Annotated in this window: 14 protein-coding genes and 1 tRNA gene; 7 read left to right on the top strand and 8 right to left on the bottom strand. The window is 67.0% G+C overall.

Features of this window, described 5'->3' with window-relative positions; translation table 11 throughout:
• Window positions 1-79 precede the first annotated feature (79 nt).
• The gene (locus tag AQ610_RS05140; protein WP_006025624.1) at window positions 80-346 is read right to left on the bottom strand and encodes a hypothetical protein; all 267 of its coding nucleotides are present in this window, start codon (window positions 344-346) and stop codon (window positions 80-82) included.
• A 401-nt stretch (window positions 347-747) separates the two neighbouring features.
• Between AQ610_RS05140 and AQ610_RS05145 the strand changes: the two genes are divergently transcribed.
• Together AQ610_RS05145 and AQ610_RS05150 are read left to right on the top strand one after the other, a co-directional pair.
• Complete coding sequence (locus tag AQ610_RS05145) at window positions 748-951, top strand: cold-shock protein (protein ID WP_009913299.1); 204 nt, start codon at window positions 748-750, stop codon at window positions 949-951.
• A gap of 145 nt (window positions 952-1,096) precedes the next feature.
• Window positions 1,097-2,236 (top strand): exonuclease domain-containing protein, encoded by a 1,140-nt coding sequence (locus AQ610_RS05150; protein WP_006025626.1) that lies wholly within the window; start codon window positions 1,097-1,099, stop codon window positions 2,234-2,236.
• On the opposite strand, the gene AQ610_RS05155 is transcribed toward AQ610_RS05150, so the two are convergent.
• Window positions 2,233-2,826 (bottom strand): chorismate mutase, encoded by a 594-nt coding sequence (locus AQ610_RS05155; protein WP_006025627.1) that lies wholly within the window; start codon window positions 2,824-2,826, stop codon window positions 2,233-2,235. The two genes, AQ610_RS05150 and AQ610_RS05155, sit on opposite strands and share 4 nt — an antisense overlap.
• A gap of 245 nt (window positions 2,827-3,071) precedes the next feature.
• Window positions 3,072-3,218 carry a hypothetical protein gene (locus tag AQ610_RS36760; protein ID WP_006025628.1) on the bottom strand — a complete coding sequence of 49 codons (147 nt, stop codon included), beginning with the start codon at window positions 3,216-3,218 and terminating at the stop codon, window positions 3,072-3,074.
• Between the two features lie 205 nt (window positions 3,219-3,423).
• Between AQ610_RS36760 and AQ610_RS05160 the strand changes: the two genes are divergently transcribed.
• The 4 genes from AQ610_RS05160 to AQ610_RS05175 all read left to right on the top strand — a co-directional run bounded on the left by AQ610_RS05160 (window position 3,424) and on the right by AQ610_RS05175 (window position 8,047).
• Window positions 3,424-3,813 (top strand): DUF2946 domain-containing protein, encoded by a 390-nt coding sequence (locus AQ610_RS05160; protein WP_009913297.1) that lies wholly within the window; start codon window positions 3,424-3,426, stop codon window positions 3,811-3,813.
• A gap of 147 nt (window positions 3,814-3,960) precedes the next feature.
• The gene (locus AQ610_RS05165) at window positions 3,961-6,294 is read left to right on the top strand and encodes a TonB-dependent receptor (RefSeq protein WP_006025630.1); all 2,334 of its coding nucleotides are present in this window, start codon (window positions 3,961-3,963) and stop codon (window positions 6,292-6,294) included.
• Window positions 6,282-7,562 carry a sialidase family protein gene (locus AQ610_RS05170; protein WP_043282356.1) on the top strand — a complete coding sequence of 427 codons (1,281 nt, stop codon included), beginning with the start codon at window positions 6,282-6,284 and terminating at the stop codon, window positions 7,560-7,562. Before AQ610_RS05165 ends, AQ610_RS05170 begins: the two co-directional genes overlap by 13 nt.
• Complete coding sequence (locus AQ610_RS05175; protein ID WP_006025632.1) at window positions 7,559-8,047, top strand: TlpA family protein disulfide reductase; 489 nt, start codon at window positions 7,559-7,561, stop codon at window positions 8,045-8,047. The genes AQ610_RS05170 and AQ610_RS05175 overlap by 4 nt, the downstream gene beginning before the upstream one ends.
• A 143-nt stretch (window positions 8,048-8,190) precedes the next feature.
• On the opposite strand, the gene AQ610_RS05180 is transcribed toward AQ610_RS05175, so the two are convergent.
• From AQ610_RS05180 to AQ610_RS05195, 5 genes are all read right to left on the bottom strand, one after another.
• On the bottom strand, window positions 8,191-8,442 hold the full coding sequence (locus tag AQ610_RS05180) for a GlsB/YeaQ/YmgE family stress response membrane protein (protein ID WP_004197795.1): 252 nt from the start codon (window positions 8,440-8,442) through the stop codon (window positions 8,191-8,193).
• 139 nt (window positions 8,443-8,581) lie between these two features.
• On the bottom strand, window positions 8,582-8,758 hold the full coding sequence (locus AQ610_RS36765; RefSeq protein WP_006025633.1) for a hypothetical protein: 177 nt from the start codon (window positions 8,756-8,758) through the stop codon (window positions 8,582-8,584).
• A gap of 441 nt (window positions 8,759-9,199) precedes the next feature.
• Window positions 9,200-9,275, bottom strand: a tRNA-Thr gene (locus tag AQ610_RS05185).
• Window positions 9,276-9,497: 222 nt separating this feature from the next.
• Window positions 9,498-10,514, bottom strand: coding sequence for a class 1 fructose-bisphosphatase (locus AQ610_RS05190; protein ID WP_006025635.1), 1,017 nt, complete (start codon window positions 10,512-10,514; stop codon window positions 9,498-9,500).
• Between the two features lie 128 nt (window positions 10,515-10,642).
• Window positions 10,643-11,575 (bottom strand): LysR family transcriptional regulator, encoded by a 933-nt coding sequence (locus tag AQ610_RS05195; protein WP_006025636.1) that lies wholly within the window; start codon window positions 11,573-11,575, stop codon window positions 10,643-10,645.
• A gap of 116 nt (window positions 11,576-11,691) precedes the next feature.
• Here AQ610_RS05195 and metE point away from each other — a divergent pair, with 116 nt between their 5' ends.
• Window positions 11,692-13,986, top strand: coding sequence for a 5-methyltetrahydropteroyltriglutamate--homocysteine S-methyltransferase (gene metE / locus AQ610_RS05200; protein ID WP_006025637.1), 2,295 nt, complete (start codon window positions 11,692-11,694; stop codon window positions 13,984-13,986).
• Window positions 13,987-14,068: the final 82 nt, after the last annotated feature.

A 14,068-nucleotide genomic window follows, 5' to 3' on the forward strand; every position in this document is an offset into this window, starting at 1 on the left:
AAGCAGACTTTTTCGTTGACGGAAAAGATCTCCAAACCTTTGTCAGCGCGACTTTCCGGTCGCGCTTTTTTTTGCCTGCCTATTGTTCATACCAGCGCGTGCGTCGCTTGGGCGGCGACGTGTCCGCCTGTTCGTCTCGCTCGGGCATGGCGGGTTGCGCCCAATCTTCCATCACATAATGACGCGCATCGAGCGGCGAGGCGAGCAGGTTCTGCCAATGATCGCCGTGCCAAGTGGAATCGAATTCGCTGGCGAACATGTCGGACGCCGCCGGTGCGCGACCTGCCGCATTGCTGCGGCGCACAATACCGAGCCGGTGTGCGAAACGTTTGATGCCGTTCAGCATGACAGTCTCCAGCGCCTTTCTGGGCGAGGACCAGCATTGCAAAGCTTGTTGCGCACCGCAACCCGGACAAATACTGAGCCGTGGTCGATTCGCTTGATTGCGGTAGATTTTTCTTTTGCGGATTTAATTGATCGTTTTCCCCGGTAATAATGACAGGTGTTGTTGCGGTTAATTAATTTCTTGGCCCTAGTGTACCGATTCCAGTTGTATTCGTATCAAATCGCATAAGCGGTCATCAAAAATTTTCTTGACTGGATTGGATTTTCCAATTTATAAAAGCAACACCAAGCTTGCGGTGCTTCCAGCAGATCGTATGAGGGGTGGAGGAAGCGTCGGAGCTTTGTGTGACGGTATAAGGGCGTAGCCCGTGTGTTATTTTTATTTAGTGGGGAACTAGGAATATGGATACCGGTATCGTGAAATGGTTTAACGATGCTAAGGGCTTCGGCTTTATTACGTCGGACAATGGCGGCGAGGATTTGTTTGCCCATTTCTCCGAAATCAAGATGGAGGGGTTCAAGACCCTTAAAGAGAATCAGCGTGTGTCGTTCGAAGTGAAAACCGGCCCGAAGGGCAAGCAAGCCGCGAATATTCAGGCGCTTTGAACGCCTGAAACGCGCCGAGGGCCGTGCAAACCCCCCGCTTCGGCGGGGGTTTTGGTTTTCCAGGCGGGTAGAATAAGGACTGCCAGTGCCGGGAGCCGCTCTCCCGGCTCCGTCCGACACAATACGAAGCGCCGTCCGCCCATCCATGTCCGCCTCGCCGCTGCTTCATCCCGCGATCGACACGCCGCTCGCGTTCGTCGACCTCGAAACCACCGGCGGCTCGGCCGCCGAGCATCGCATCACCGAAATCGGCGTCGTCGTCGTGAATGCGAGCCACGTGTCGACGTGGACGACGCTCGTCGATCCGCGGCAGCCGATTCCACCGTTCATCCAGCAACTCACGGGCATCACCGACGCGATGGTGCGCGGCGCGCCGACGTTCGCCGACATCGCGTCCGCGTTGTTCGAGCGGCTCGACGGCAAACTCTTCGTCGCGCACAACGCGAGCTTCGACCGCGGCTTCCTGCGCGCGGAGTTCGAGCGCGCGGGCGTCGCGTTCAATCCCGACGTGCTTTGCACGGTGCGGCTGTCGCGCGCGCTTTTTCCGCGCGAGTCGCGCCACGGGCTCGACGCGCTGATCGAGCGGCACGCGCTAGCGCCGTCGGCGCGCCACCGGGCGCTTGCCGACGCCGATCTCATCTGGCAGTTCTGGCAAAAATTGCACGACGCGATACCCGCCGAGCGGCTGCGCGAGCAGATCGCGCGCACGACGCGCCGGTTCAGGCTCGCCGGGGAGTTGACGGAAGCGTATCTGGAAAGCGCGCCCGCCGGCTGCGGCGTCTACGCGCTGTTCGGCGACGACGATGCGCCGCTCTATGTCGGTCGCAGCGTTCGGGTCCGCCAGCGGTTGCGCGCGCTGCTGACGGGCGAGCGACGCTCGGCGAAGGAAATGCGGCTCGCTCAACTGGTTCGGCGCGTCGAATGGCGCGAGACGGGCGGCGAGCTCGGCGCGCTGCTGGCCGAGGCGGACTGGATCGCGTCGCTCGCGCCGTCGTTCAACCGGCGGCCGGACCGGAGCGCCGCGGGCGCGGCGCACTGGCCGTTCGATGGGCCGGTCGCGTTCGAGGAGCGCGGCGAGTCGAGCGTCTTCCATGTGGTCGACCGTTGGCGCTACGTCGGCGCGGCATCGTCGCTCGAGCAGGCGGCGGCGCTCGCGGCCGATGCGCGCGCGGCGGGCGAGGGCATGTCGGACGCCGCGCCGGCGGTGCGCCGCATTCTGCAGACGCATCTCGCGCGCGGGCTCGAGCTGATTCCGCTCGCGGGCGCCGCGCCTGCCGCAGCCTAGCCGACGGCGCTGGCGCTGCCCGCCGTGCAGACGTGCGACAGCGCGGTGCCGAGCGCGTCCTTCTGACCGGAGTCGTAGCGCGTCAAGGTCTTCCAGTTCGCGATGCTGCGTGCGAGGCGCGACGGACAATCCGGCGCGTCGCGCAGCGGCGCGACGCGCGCGAGCGCGGCGATCAGCGATTGCGTGAGCCGGTCGAGCTGCGGCCGCGTGCTCGTCGCCAGATCGGGCGCCGGGCCTTCGGGACCGTGCGTTGCGCGCCATGTCGCGAAGAGCGTGTTCTGCACCTGCTTGCTCGCCGCGATCTGGTCGTCGAAGAACGCGCGGGCGTACGCGGGATCGACGCCGTTCGCCGTGGCGCGCTTCTCGACGTCGGCCAGGAGCGCCGCTTCGCGCGGCGGGTCCGAGATCGGCTTCCTGTTGATCCATTTCCAGTGAGCGACGGGTTCGGCAAGCGCAAGGCGCTGCGACGCGAGCGCGACGAGGTTCGTGAGCGCGGTGTCGTCACCGTCGGCGGCGGCGATGCGGGGCGCGTTCAGCACGGCGCAGCCGAGCAAGGCGGCGGCCAGGCTTGCGCGAAGCGACTGTTTCATGGCGAAAAATGACAATGCCGGCGTGCGGGAACCGGGCGATGGAAAAAACAGAAGAATAAGCGAAGACGTTGCGCAGCGACGTGGCGCAAGCGGGAGATCAGCGGACGCAACAACCTCGACCCGGCTCACGATGGCGGGCCGGATTTCGTGCGGCTTGCCGGGACGGCGAAGTGGTGGGGCGCACGAAAGCGTTCGCGGACACGCGACGATTCACCGGCCCGCACGTGCCGCCAGCGGATGCACGGTCATTTCGGTGAGCACAGCTTGCGCTGCTCGTCGAAGAACGCGCGCACGTGCTCGGGCAACTCGGCGAGAAACTCGACGGCCACGGGCTCAGGGTCCGGGCTCATCACTTTCTCGGGAGGCGGAATGCGGGTGGGCCTTTCGTCCATGATTTCTCTCCTTGGTGAAACGATTATCGAACGCGAGCTTTGCTTTATGCCAGTGTTCAATCGTTAGATTTTGTCTCTGTTGCTTAAACAGCACATGCGTTTGCGTTGATGTGCAGCAATGCGTGATCCCGCAGGGATGCGCCTCCTTCGAAGCGCGATCGCGAACCGCCTTGTTATACTGCGCGCCTCTTTTCCCCAAACTGCGATGAAACGTTCGACGCGATGGTTGAGCCTCGTCTGGCTGGCGCTGGTACTCAATGTACTGTCGCCCGTCATCGGCTATGCGCGCGCCGCCGCGAACGCACACGACATGCCGTTCGCGCTCGAATTGTGCAGCGCAGCGGGCGCGCAGCGCGTCGTCATCGGCAGCGGCGGGGCGACGCGCCAGGACGACGGTTCGCTCGCGCACGCCGCGCATTGTGTCTACTGTCCCGGCTTCGCCGCGAATGTCGCGCTCGGCTCGAGCGCGCCCGTGTTGCCCCGCTTCGTCCGCGCGTTCGTGTATGCAAACCGCGCCGAGCGGCCTACCGTCTTCTTTCGCCGCGGCGTGCGCATCGCGCAGCCGCGCGCTCCGCCTGAAACCGTCCCGGTCTGATTTCCGCAGCCCGCTCGCGCATCGCCACGCGTGAGCGTCGTCGTGCGCGCGACGTCTGGCGTCGTGCCCGTTCTTCCTTGAAGACAGGCGCGGCGCGCGTTCGCCCGCGCGGCGATCCGCCGACCACGTTTCAGGATTCGCTTTTCCATGTCCCATGAACTTGCCGCGCATGTCGCGCGCAGGCGGCTCGCGGCCGCGTGCGCTGCGGCGTTCGCCTGGCCCGCCGCCCACGCCGCCACGACGGGCGCCGCCGTCCCTGCCGATTCAACGCCCGCCGTCGCCGAGCCGGCCGCATCCGGAAAGACCCTGGATGTCGTCAGGATCACCGCGCCGCGCCCCGCATTCGCGCCCGGCACGCCTGGCGTCGTCGAGACGCTCACGTGCGAGCAGATCGATTCGCACGTCAACGTGACGACCGAAGACGCGCTCAAGTACGCGCCGAACCTGATGGTGCGCCGGCGCTATATCGGCGATCGCAACTCCGTGTTCGCCGGCCGCGACTTCAACGAGTTGCAGAGCGCGCGCGGACTCGTCTACGCGGACGGCATCCTGCTGTCCAATCTGCTCGGCTCCAGCTATTCGTATCCGCCGCGCTGGTCGTTGATCCAGCCCGACGACGTCGCGCGCGTCGACGTGCTGTACGGCCCGTTCTCCGCGCTCTACCCGGGCAACGCGATCGGCTCGACCGTGCAGATCACGACGCGCAAGCCGGATCGGCTCGAGGCGTCGGTGTCGACGCAGTTCTTCACGCAGCGCTATCACGATGGCTATGGTTTTGCCGACAGCTTCGGCGGCAATCACCAGACCGCGCGCATCGCCGACCGCGTCGGGCGCTTCTGGTACGCGCTGTCGCTCGACCGGCTCGAAAACGACAGCCAGCCGATGCAATACGCGAGCCCGAACGGCGCGTTCGATCCGAGGCTCGGCGCGAGCGTGCCGGTGACGGGCGCCGTTTCCGACATCGGCCCGAACGGGCGGCCGCGGACAATCGTCGGCGCGCAGACGATCGAGCGCACCGAGCAGCTCAACGAAACGCTGCGCTTCGGCTATGCGTTCACCGACCACGTCGACGCGACGGTCACGCTCGGCCATTGGGAGAACCACTACCGGCAGCACGGCGACACGCTGCTGCGCGACGCGGCGGGTAATCCGGTGTACGGCGGCAACGTGTCGTTCGGCGGGCGCAATTACACGGTGTCGCCCACCGCGTTCGCGCCGCAGAACGGCGATCAGGAGAACTGGCTGTACGGCCTCGGGCTCGACGCGCGTCTCGCGTCCGGCTGGAAACTGTCGGCGACCGCGTCCGCGTACGAGGTGTCGCGCGACGTGCTGCGCAGCGCGTCGAGCGCGCCGCCCGGCGCATGGGACGGCGGGCCTGGAACGGTGTTCCGCGGCGACGGCACCGGCTGGCGCACCGTCGACTTGCGCGCGGAGTCGCCCGACGTGCGTGGGCACCGCTTTTCGTTCGGCTATCACTTCGACGCTTATTTCCTGCGCAACGCGACCTACAACACGGCGGATTGGCAAAACGCCGTGCCGACGACGCTCGCGAACCGCTATCGCGGCAACACGCGCACGCAGGCGCTGTATGCGCAGGACGCGTGGCGTTTCGCGCCCGGCTGGCTCGCGACGCTCGGCCTGCGCTACGAGCGGTGGGACGCGTATGGAGGCGAGCTCGGCAACGCGAGCGCGACGCTCGGCTATGCGGACCGCGGCGCGACCGCGTTCTCGCCGAAGCTCTCGCTCGAATGGCAGCCGGCGGATGCGTGGCGCTTGAGGTTGTCGTTCGCGACGGGCACGCGCTTTCCGACCGTCGCCGAGCTGTTCCAGGGCACGATCTCGAACAACGCGATCGTCAACAACAACCCGAACCTGCAGCCGGAAAAGGCGATCGACTGGGACTTCACGGCCGAGCGTGACATGGGCTTCGGCGTCGTGCGCGCGAGCGTGTTCCAGAGCGATCTGCACCAATCGATCTACAGCCAGACGACGCTCGCGGGCGCTTCGACGTACACGAACATCTCGAATGTCGACCGCGTGCGGGTGCGCGGCGTCGAGCTCGCGTTCTCGGGGCAGGACGTCGCAATCAGAGGGCTCGACGTCGACGCGAACGTGTCCGCGACGAATGCGCAGACGCTCGCCGACGCGGCGAACCCGAACTACGTCGGCGCGCGCTGGCCGAGGATTCCGCGGATGCGCGCGAACCTGCTCGCGTCGTACCGCTTCGACGAGCACTGGATGACGAGCGTCGGCGTTCGCTATTCGGGGCGGCAGTACAACGCGCTCGACAACAGCGACGTGAATCCGAACGTGTATGGCGGCACCAGCTCGTATGCGGTCGTCGACCTGAAGGCGCGCTACCGGTTCGATCGGCACTGGCTCGCGTCGTTCGGCATCGACAACGTGACCGATCGCCGCTACTACGTGTTCCATCCTTATCCGGGCCGCACTTTTTATGGAGAGTTGAAATGGTCGCTATGAAGCATCGATCGGCGGGCGTCGCGCTCGTCGCGCTTGTTGCGTTCGCGCGCGGTGCGCTCGCGCACGACGCGCAGCCGGCCGCGGGCGCATCGTCCGCGCATGCTGCGCACATAGAGATGGACGCTGCGCCGGCCGGCGCGGCGCAGAAGGCGCCGCTCGCGACGGGAGCCGCATTCGATGCGCGTCATCGGCTGTGGGTCGCGTGGGTCGAAGGGCAGCATGTCGTCGTCGCGCATTCGGACGACGCCGGGCGCACGCTGAGCGCGCCCGCGACGGTCAACGCGCTGCCCGAACCGGTCTACACGAGCGCAGAGAACCGGCCGAAGATCGCCGCGAGCTCGGACGGGCGCGCGATCTACGTCACGTGGTCGATGCCGCTCGATGCGCCTTACACCGGGATGGTGCGCTTCTCGCGCTCGCTCGACGGCGGCGCGACGTGGTCGGTGCCCGTCACCGTGCATCGCGACCGGCAGGCGATCACACATCGTTTCGACATGCTGACGATCGATCCGCAAGGCCGCATCTTCGTCGTGTGGATCGACAAGCGGGATCTCGTCGCGGCGCACCGGGCGGGGCGTTCGTACGACGGCGCGGCGATCTACTACGCGGTGTCGACCGACGGCGGCGCGACGTTCGAGCCGGAACGCAAGGTGAGCGACCACACGTGCGAATGCTGCCGGATCGCGATGGCGATCGATGCCGGCGGCCGCGTGCAGGCCGCGTGGCGCAACGTGTTCCCAGGCCAGATCCGCGATCATGCGGTGGCGGTGCTGCCCGCGTCGGCGGACCGCGCGGTCGAGCCCGTGCGCGCGACATTCTCGAACTGGCATGTCGAGGCGTGCCCGGATCACGGGCCTGCGCTCGCGATCACGACGGATGGCGTGCGGCATCTCGCATGGTTCGGCGTCGTCGACGGCAAGGCAGACGTGTTCTATTCGCGACTCGATGCGAGCGGCGCGCCGCTCGGCACGCCGCTCGCGTTCGGCGACGATCCGGCGGCGCCGAACGAACAGGCGTCGCATGCGGCACTCGTCGCGCAGCGCGACACGCTATGGCTCGCGTGGAAGGCGTTCGACGGCGACACGATGCGCATCAGGCTGCGCCGGTCGGACGACGGCGGCATGCACTGGAGCGCGCCGCGCACGCTCGCGTACACGTCGGGCGCGAGCGACAACCCGCAACTGCTGGCCGACCGCGGACGCATCTATCTGTCATGGCGCACGCGCAACGACGGCTATCGATTGATCGACGTGGAGGCGCAGCAATGAAACGAATGGTTTTCGCACTCGCTGCGTTCGCGATTGTCGCGTCGGGCGTCGCGGGAGAAGTGCCGGCGCCGCAGCCGCTGCGCGCGTCGGAGGTCGCATCGCTCTATGCGAGCGGAAGCGGGGCGCCGCTCGTCGTCGAAGTGTGGTCGCTCGACTGCGGCTACTGCCGCGAGAACGCCGTGCATCTCGTCGAATGGCAGCGGCGGCATCCGCAGGTGCGCATCGCACTCGTCGCGCTCGACTCGCTCGACGAGCACGCGCAGGCGCTCGCCGGCGCGCTCGCGCAGATGCAACTGCCCGCAACGGTCAGGCAATACGCGAACGCGGAGCCGATGCCGGAACGATTGCGCGCGGCGCTCGATCCGGCGTGGCGTGGCGAACTGCCGCGCACGCTGTGGATCGGCGCGGACGGCACGCGGCGCGCGAAGAGCGGCTTGCTCACGCCGGCCGTGCTCGATGCTTGGCTGCAACATCGGGATTCCTGACGATCGGTGGGGAGGCGAAGGTCGTCGGCGCGAGTAAGCGATCCGGAATGCAGAAGAACGCGGCGCGCGGCCGCGAGAAAGGCGGGGGGACGGCGAGAAAGCGCCCGGCGGCCATGCGGCGCGCCGGGCAACGTCGCTATACGTCAGGCTCGCTTGAATAGCCGGATCACGAACAGCAGGATGACTGCGCCGATGACGGCGACGATCACCGAGCTGATGAAGCCGCCGCCGATGTGAATGCCGAGAATGCCGGCGAGCCAGCCGCCGATGACGGCGCCGACGATGCCGACGATGATGTCCACGAGCAGCCCGAAGCCGCCGCCCTTCACGAGCAGGCCGGCGAGCCAGCCGGCGATTGCGCCGATGATGAGCCACATAATCAAGCCATGAGCCATGGTGGTCCTCTCCTTTGTTAGTTCCCACGAATGAGCCGACGTCGGGCGCTGCCTGTGACGTGACGCGGATCGCACGCCGATCCCGGAGCGTCGCACACGCAATTTACTGCAATAGGCGGGTCAGGATCGTTAAGTAATGTTACGCATCCCGTCCGGATTGACCAAATATTTTTTGCCGGACGAATGCCGATGCGCGCATTGAAATAAAAGCGTAAGAAAACGTGTGCTCGATTGGCTTGCGATGACGCGCTGCGTTGCGAGCGGCGCGCGTGCGGCGGCGCAGCGAATGGTTTTGACGGTAGCCGACGGTGGGCATGCGCACAGTGCGGTACGGCACCGTTCAGGCGGACGAATGAACGCGCAAGTGCGCTTGAGTCGAAACATGTCGAAGGCGTGGCGATCGATTGCGATCGCGCTGGCATCGCGCCAACGACGTCGAGCCACGTGAAGGCGCTGCTTTATTCGGGACCGTTATTGGCGATTGGTTCGGACTGCTGTCCGGTATCGCTTGGAGCGCGACGACGGTTGTCGTGAGGAGAACGCGGCTGTCGATCCTGCCGCTGCTCGCGACCGTGACATGCGAATGACGCGCGGCTTCGGCGAGGCTGTCGCCGCGCGCGGACGCTTCGAATGTGCGCAACGCCGACAGAGGCGGAAGCTTCGACGTGTCTTGCGGATCGGGCCGCATGGGCGGGCTTGATCGGATCGATAAATGAAAAGGGCTGCGATGCTTTCGCATCGCAGCCCTTGAATCTGTTGGTGCCGGAGATAGGAGTCGAACCTACGACCTTCGCATTACGAATGCGCTGCTCTACCAACTGAGCTACACCGGCAACAAAGAAATGAAATTATAGGGAGCTACTGGAGGCTTGGCAAGAGGGTTGGCGAAAAAAAATCGATGTTTTTTGCCGCGCGGATAACGGCCCGATTCGTCGATATTTCGCGCAACCGATTCGCGCCGGTTCGCCGTCATTCGACGAGTGCACATCGAGCGGAGCGCGCCGGATGCGGCAGGGCGGTGCCGGCGGCGGCGCCCCGACGCCCGCGGTCGTGCGTCAAGACTGCGCTTCCTGGTGATAGCGCGCGACGCGCTCGACTTCGTTCTTCGAGCCGAGAATCACCGGCACGCGCTGGTGCAGGCCCGTCGGCTGCACGTCGAGGATCCGCTGCAGGCCCGTCGTCGCCGCGCCGCCCGCCTGCTCGACGATGAACGACATCGGATTCGCCTCGTACATCAGCCGCAGCTTGCCCGGACGATCCGGCGTGCGCTTGTCGGCGGGGTACATGAAGACGCCGCCGCGGTTCAGGATCCGGTGCACGTCGGCGACCATCGACGCGATCCAGCGCATGTTGAAGTTCTCGCCGCGCGGGCCTTCGGCGCCTGCGTTCAGCTCGTCGACGTAGCGCTTCACCGGGTCGTACCAGTGGCGCGCGTTCGACGCGTTGATCGCATATTCGCGCGTGTCCTCCGGAATCCGCAGGTTGCTCTGCGTGAGCACCCACGAGCCGACTTCGCGGTCGAGCGTGAAGCAGTTCACGCCGTTGCCCGTCGTCAGCACGAATACGGTCTGCGGGCCGTACACCGCGTAGCCCGCCGCGACCTGCTCGGTGCCCGGCTGCAGGAACGACTGCTCGGTCGCCAACTGGCCGTCCGGGCAGCGCAGCACCGAGAAGATCGTGCCGATCGACACGTTCACGTCGATGTTCGACGAGCCGTCGAGCGGATCGAACACGAGCAGGTATTCGCCGCGCGGGTAATTTTCCGGGATCGGGAAGAACGTCTCCATTTCCTCCGACGCCATCGCGGCGAGATTGCCGCCCCATTCGTTCGCGTCGAGCAGGATCTCGTTCGACAGGATGTCGAGCTTCTTCTGCACCTCGCCCTGGACGTTCTCGCTGCCGGCCGTGCCGAGCGCATCGCCCAGCGCGCCCTTGCTCACGTTGTAGCTGATCGCCTTGCACGCGCGCGCGACCACTTCGATCAACAGGCGCAGGTCGGCGGGGAGGTTGTGGGTCTCACGCTGCTGCTCGATCAGATACTTGGACAGCGTGGTGCGTCGGGTAATGGACATGGGGAACTCCGAGAGGCTGAAGAATGCGTTGGATGTTGGGATAGGAATAGGCTCGATTTTACCCGTCGCGACCCGTGGCAGACGGTTTTTCGGCGAAAACGGGCCGCAAGCGGCGGGCGGCGCGCCGCCTACAGCAGCTCGATCTCGGGCAGCGACGCCGCGCTCGTCTCGCGCATCGTCGCGACGAAGTCGGCCGCGTACGCGCGCGTCGAGAACGCGGGCAGCGTCGCCGCGTAGAGCTCGCCCGACAGCGTCGAGCCGTCGGCGCGCAGCACCGGGCGCGCGCTCACGTAACGCTTGTCGAGGTAGGTCGCGACCGCCCACAGCGGTAGCGCCGCGACGCCGCGCCGGCTCGCGACGAGCTGCAGGATCGCGATCGTCAGCTCCGACGTGCGCCGCTTCGGCTCGATGCCGGCGGGCTTCAGCACCTGCCGGACGATGTCGAGCATCTCGTCGGGCACCGGGTACGTGATGAGCGTTTCGTCGCCGAAGTCGGCGGCCGCCAGCGACGGTTTTTGCGCGAGCGCGTGGTCGTTGCCGACGAGCCCGACGATCTGGAAGCGAAAGAGCGGGTGATAGTCGACCGCTTCGTCGGCGTCGGCCTCGGCGACGATCGCGAGATCCGCGCGGTCCTGGTGCAGGAGGCCGATCGGGTCCGCGTGAAAGCCCGACACGATGTCGAGCTCGACTTCCGGCCAGCGCTGCCGGAACGCGTCCATCGCGGGCATCAGCCAGTCGAAGCAGGTATGGCATTCGACCGCGATCCGCAGCGCGCCGCCCGTGCCGAGCGCGAGGCGCGCGATGTCGCGCTCGGCTTCCTCGATCGCGGGCACGACCTGCTCGGCGAGCGCGAGCAGCCGCTTGCCGGCCGCGGTGAACGTGAGCGGCGCGGACTTGCGCACGAAGAGCGGCAGCCCGAAGTGCGTCTCGAGCGCCTTCAACTGATGCGACAGCGCCGACTGCGTGAGGCACAGCACCTGCGCGGCGCGCGACAGGTTGCCGGTATCGCGCAGCGCGACGAGCGTCTGCAGATGCCGGAATTCGAGCGGGGAGCGGATCATCGCAGTGCGCGTCGCAGGGTTTGAAGTTGAAAAATATTCATGTTGTTCGGCAAAAACTTTCGTTTGAGTAATGATAGGGCAAATCCGATACTGCTGGTCACTTCTGGAGGATCGAGATGAGCACCGCACATATCCTGGGTTTTCCGCGCATCGGCGCGCAACGGGAACTGAAGTTCGCCCTCGAACGCTACTGGCGCGACGGTGCGTCGGCCGACGCCGAGCGCGCGCTCGTCGACACCGGCCGCGCGCTGCGCGCCGCGCACTGGCGCACGCAGCGCGACGCCGGGCTCGACTGCGTGACGGTTGGCGATTTCGCGTGGTACGACCACGTGCTGACGACGCTCGCGCATGTCGGCGGCCTGCCGCCGCGCTTCGGCTTCGACGCGCGCGCGCTCACGCTCGCCGATCACTTCGCGGCCGCCCGCGGCAACGCCGCTCAGCCGGCGATGGAAATGACGAAGTGGTTCGATACGAACTACCACTACCTGGTGCCCGAGTATTCGCCCGCGACGACGTTCGGGCCGGGCGTCGAGTGGCTCTTCGACGAGGTGCGCGAAGCGCGCGCGCTCGGCCACCGCGCGAAGGCGGCGCTCGTCGGCCCGCTCACGCTGCTCTGGCTCGGCAAGGCGCGCGACGGGCTCGCCGAGCGTCTCGATCTGCTGCCGCGCCTCGTGCCCGCGTATCGCGCGCTGCTCGCACGGCTGAAGGAAGAGGGCGTCGACTGGGTGCAGATCGACGAGCCGATCTTCGCGCTCGATCTGCCCGCCGCGTGGCGCGACGCGGCGCAGCCCGCGTACGAAGCGCTCGCGCCCGGCGCGCCGAAGCTGCTGGTCGCGACGTACTTCGACGACGCGAGCGAGCACGCGGCGCGGCTGAAGGCGCTGCCCGTCGCGGGCCTGCACATCGACCTCGTGCGCGGCGACGCGCAGCTCGACGCATTCGTCGCGGATTATCCGGCCGACAAGGTGCTGTCGTGCGGCATCGTCGACGGCCGCAACGTGTGGCGCAACGACCTCGACCGCTCGCTCGCGCGGCTCGCGCCGGTGCGCGACGCGCTCGGCGAGCGGCTGTGGGTCGCGACGAGCTGCTCGTTGCTGCACGCGCCCGTCGATCTCGCGCACGAGCCGAAGCTCGACGACGAGCTGAAGGCGTGGCTCGCGTTCGCGGCGCAGAAGACGCGCGAGGTCGCGGCGCTGCGCGACGCGCTCGTGAAGGGGCGCGCGGCGGTCGCGGCGGAGTTCGACGCCGCTGCTGCGGCGGCGGCCGCGCGCCGCACGTCGGCGCGCATCCACAATCCGCTCGTCAAGCGCCGCGTCGCGGCGCTGACCGACGCCGACGCGCGCCGCGCGAGCGCGTATCCGGCGCGCGCGGCCGCGCAGCGCGCGCGCTTCGACTTGCCGCCGCTGCCGACGACGACGATCGGCTCGTTCCCGCAGACGCCGGAGATCCGCCGCGCGCGCGCCGCGTTCAAGCAGGGCGTGCTCGATCACCTTGGCTATCTGGAGGCGATGCGCGAGCAGGTGCGCATCGCGATCGACAAGCAGCTCGCGTACGGCCTCGACGTGCTCGTGCACGGCGAGGCGGAGCGCAACGACATGGTCGAATACTTCGGCGAGCTGCTGTGGGGCTTCGCGATCACGAGCAACGGCTGGGTGCAGAGCTATGGTTCGCGCTGCGTGAAGCCGCCCCTCGTCTATGGCGACGTCTATCTGCCGGAGCCGATGACGGTGGGCTGGGCGTCGTATGCGCAGAGCCTGACGACGAAGCCGGTGAAGGGGATGCTGACGGGGCCCGTGACGATGCTGCAATGGTCGTTCGTGCGCGACGACCAGCCGCGCGCGACGACGGCGCTGCAGATCGCGCTCGCGCTGCGGCAGGAGACGCTCGATCTCGAGAAGGCCGGCATCGGGATGATCCAGATCGACGAGCCGGCGCTGCGCGAGGGATTGCCGCTGAAGGCGCGCGATCGCGCCGCGTATCTGGAGTGGGCGGTGCGCGCGTTCAGGATCGCGGCGTCGGGCGTCGCGGACGCGACGCAGATCCACACGCACATGTGCTATTCGGAGTTCGGCGACATCCTGCCGTCGATCGCGGCGCTCGACGCGGACGTGATCTCGATCGAGACAACCCGCTCGAACATGGAGCTGCTCGACGCGTTCGAGACGTTCGAGTATCCGAACGAGATCGGGCCGGGCGTCTACGACATCCATTCGCCGCGCGTGCCGCACTCGGACGAGATCGAGCGGCTCATCCTGCTCGCGCTCGAGCGGATTCCGGCGCAGCGCCTGTGGGTGAATCCGGACTGCGGGCTGAAGACGCGCGAGTGGGGGCAGGTCGACGCGGCGCTCACGGCGATGGTCGACGCGGCGAAGCGCGTGCGGCAGACGGTCGAGCAGACGGCGCTGGCCTGACGCGATTCTGCTGGGTTCGATCGAATACGGTCCGATAAGAAAGCCGGCATCGGATGGCGCGATGCCGGCTCGTTCGTCCGCG

Source organism: Burkholderia humptydooensis (assembly GCF_001513745.1).
Lineage (GTDB): Bacteria > Pseudomonadota > Gammaproteobacteria > Burkholderiales > Burkholderiaceae > Burkholderia > Burkholderia humptydooensis.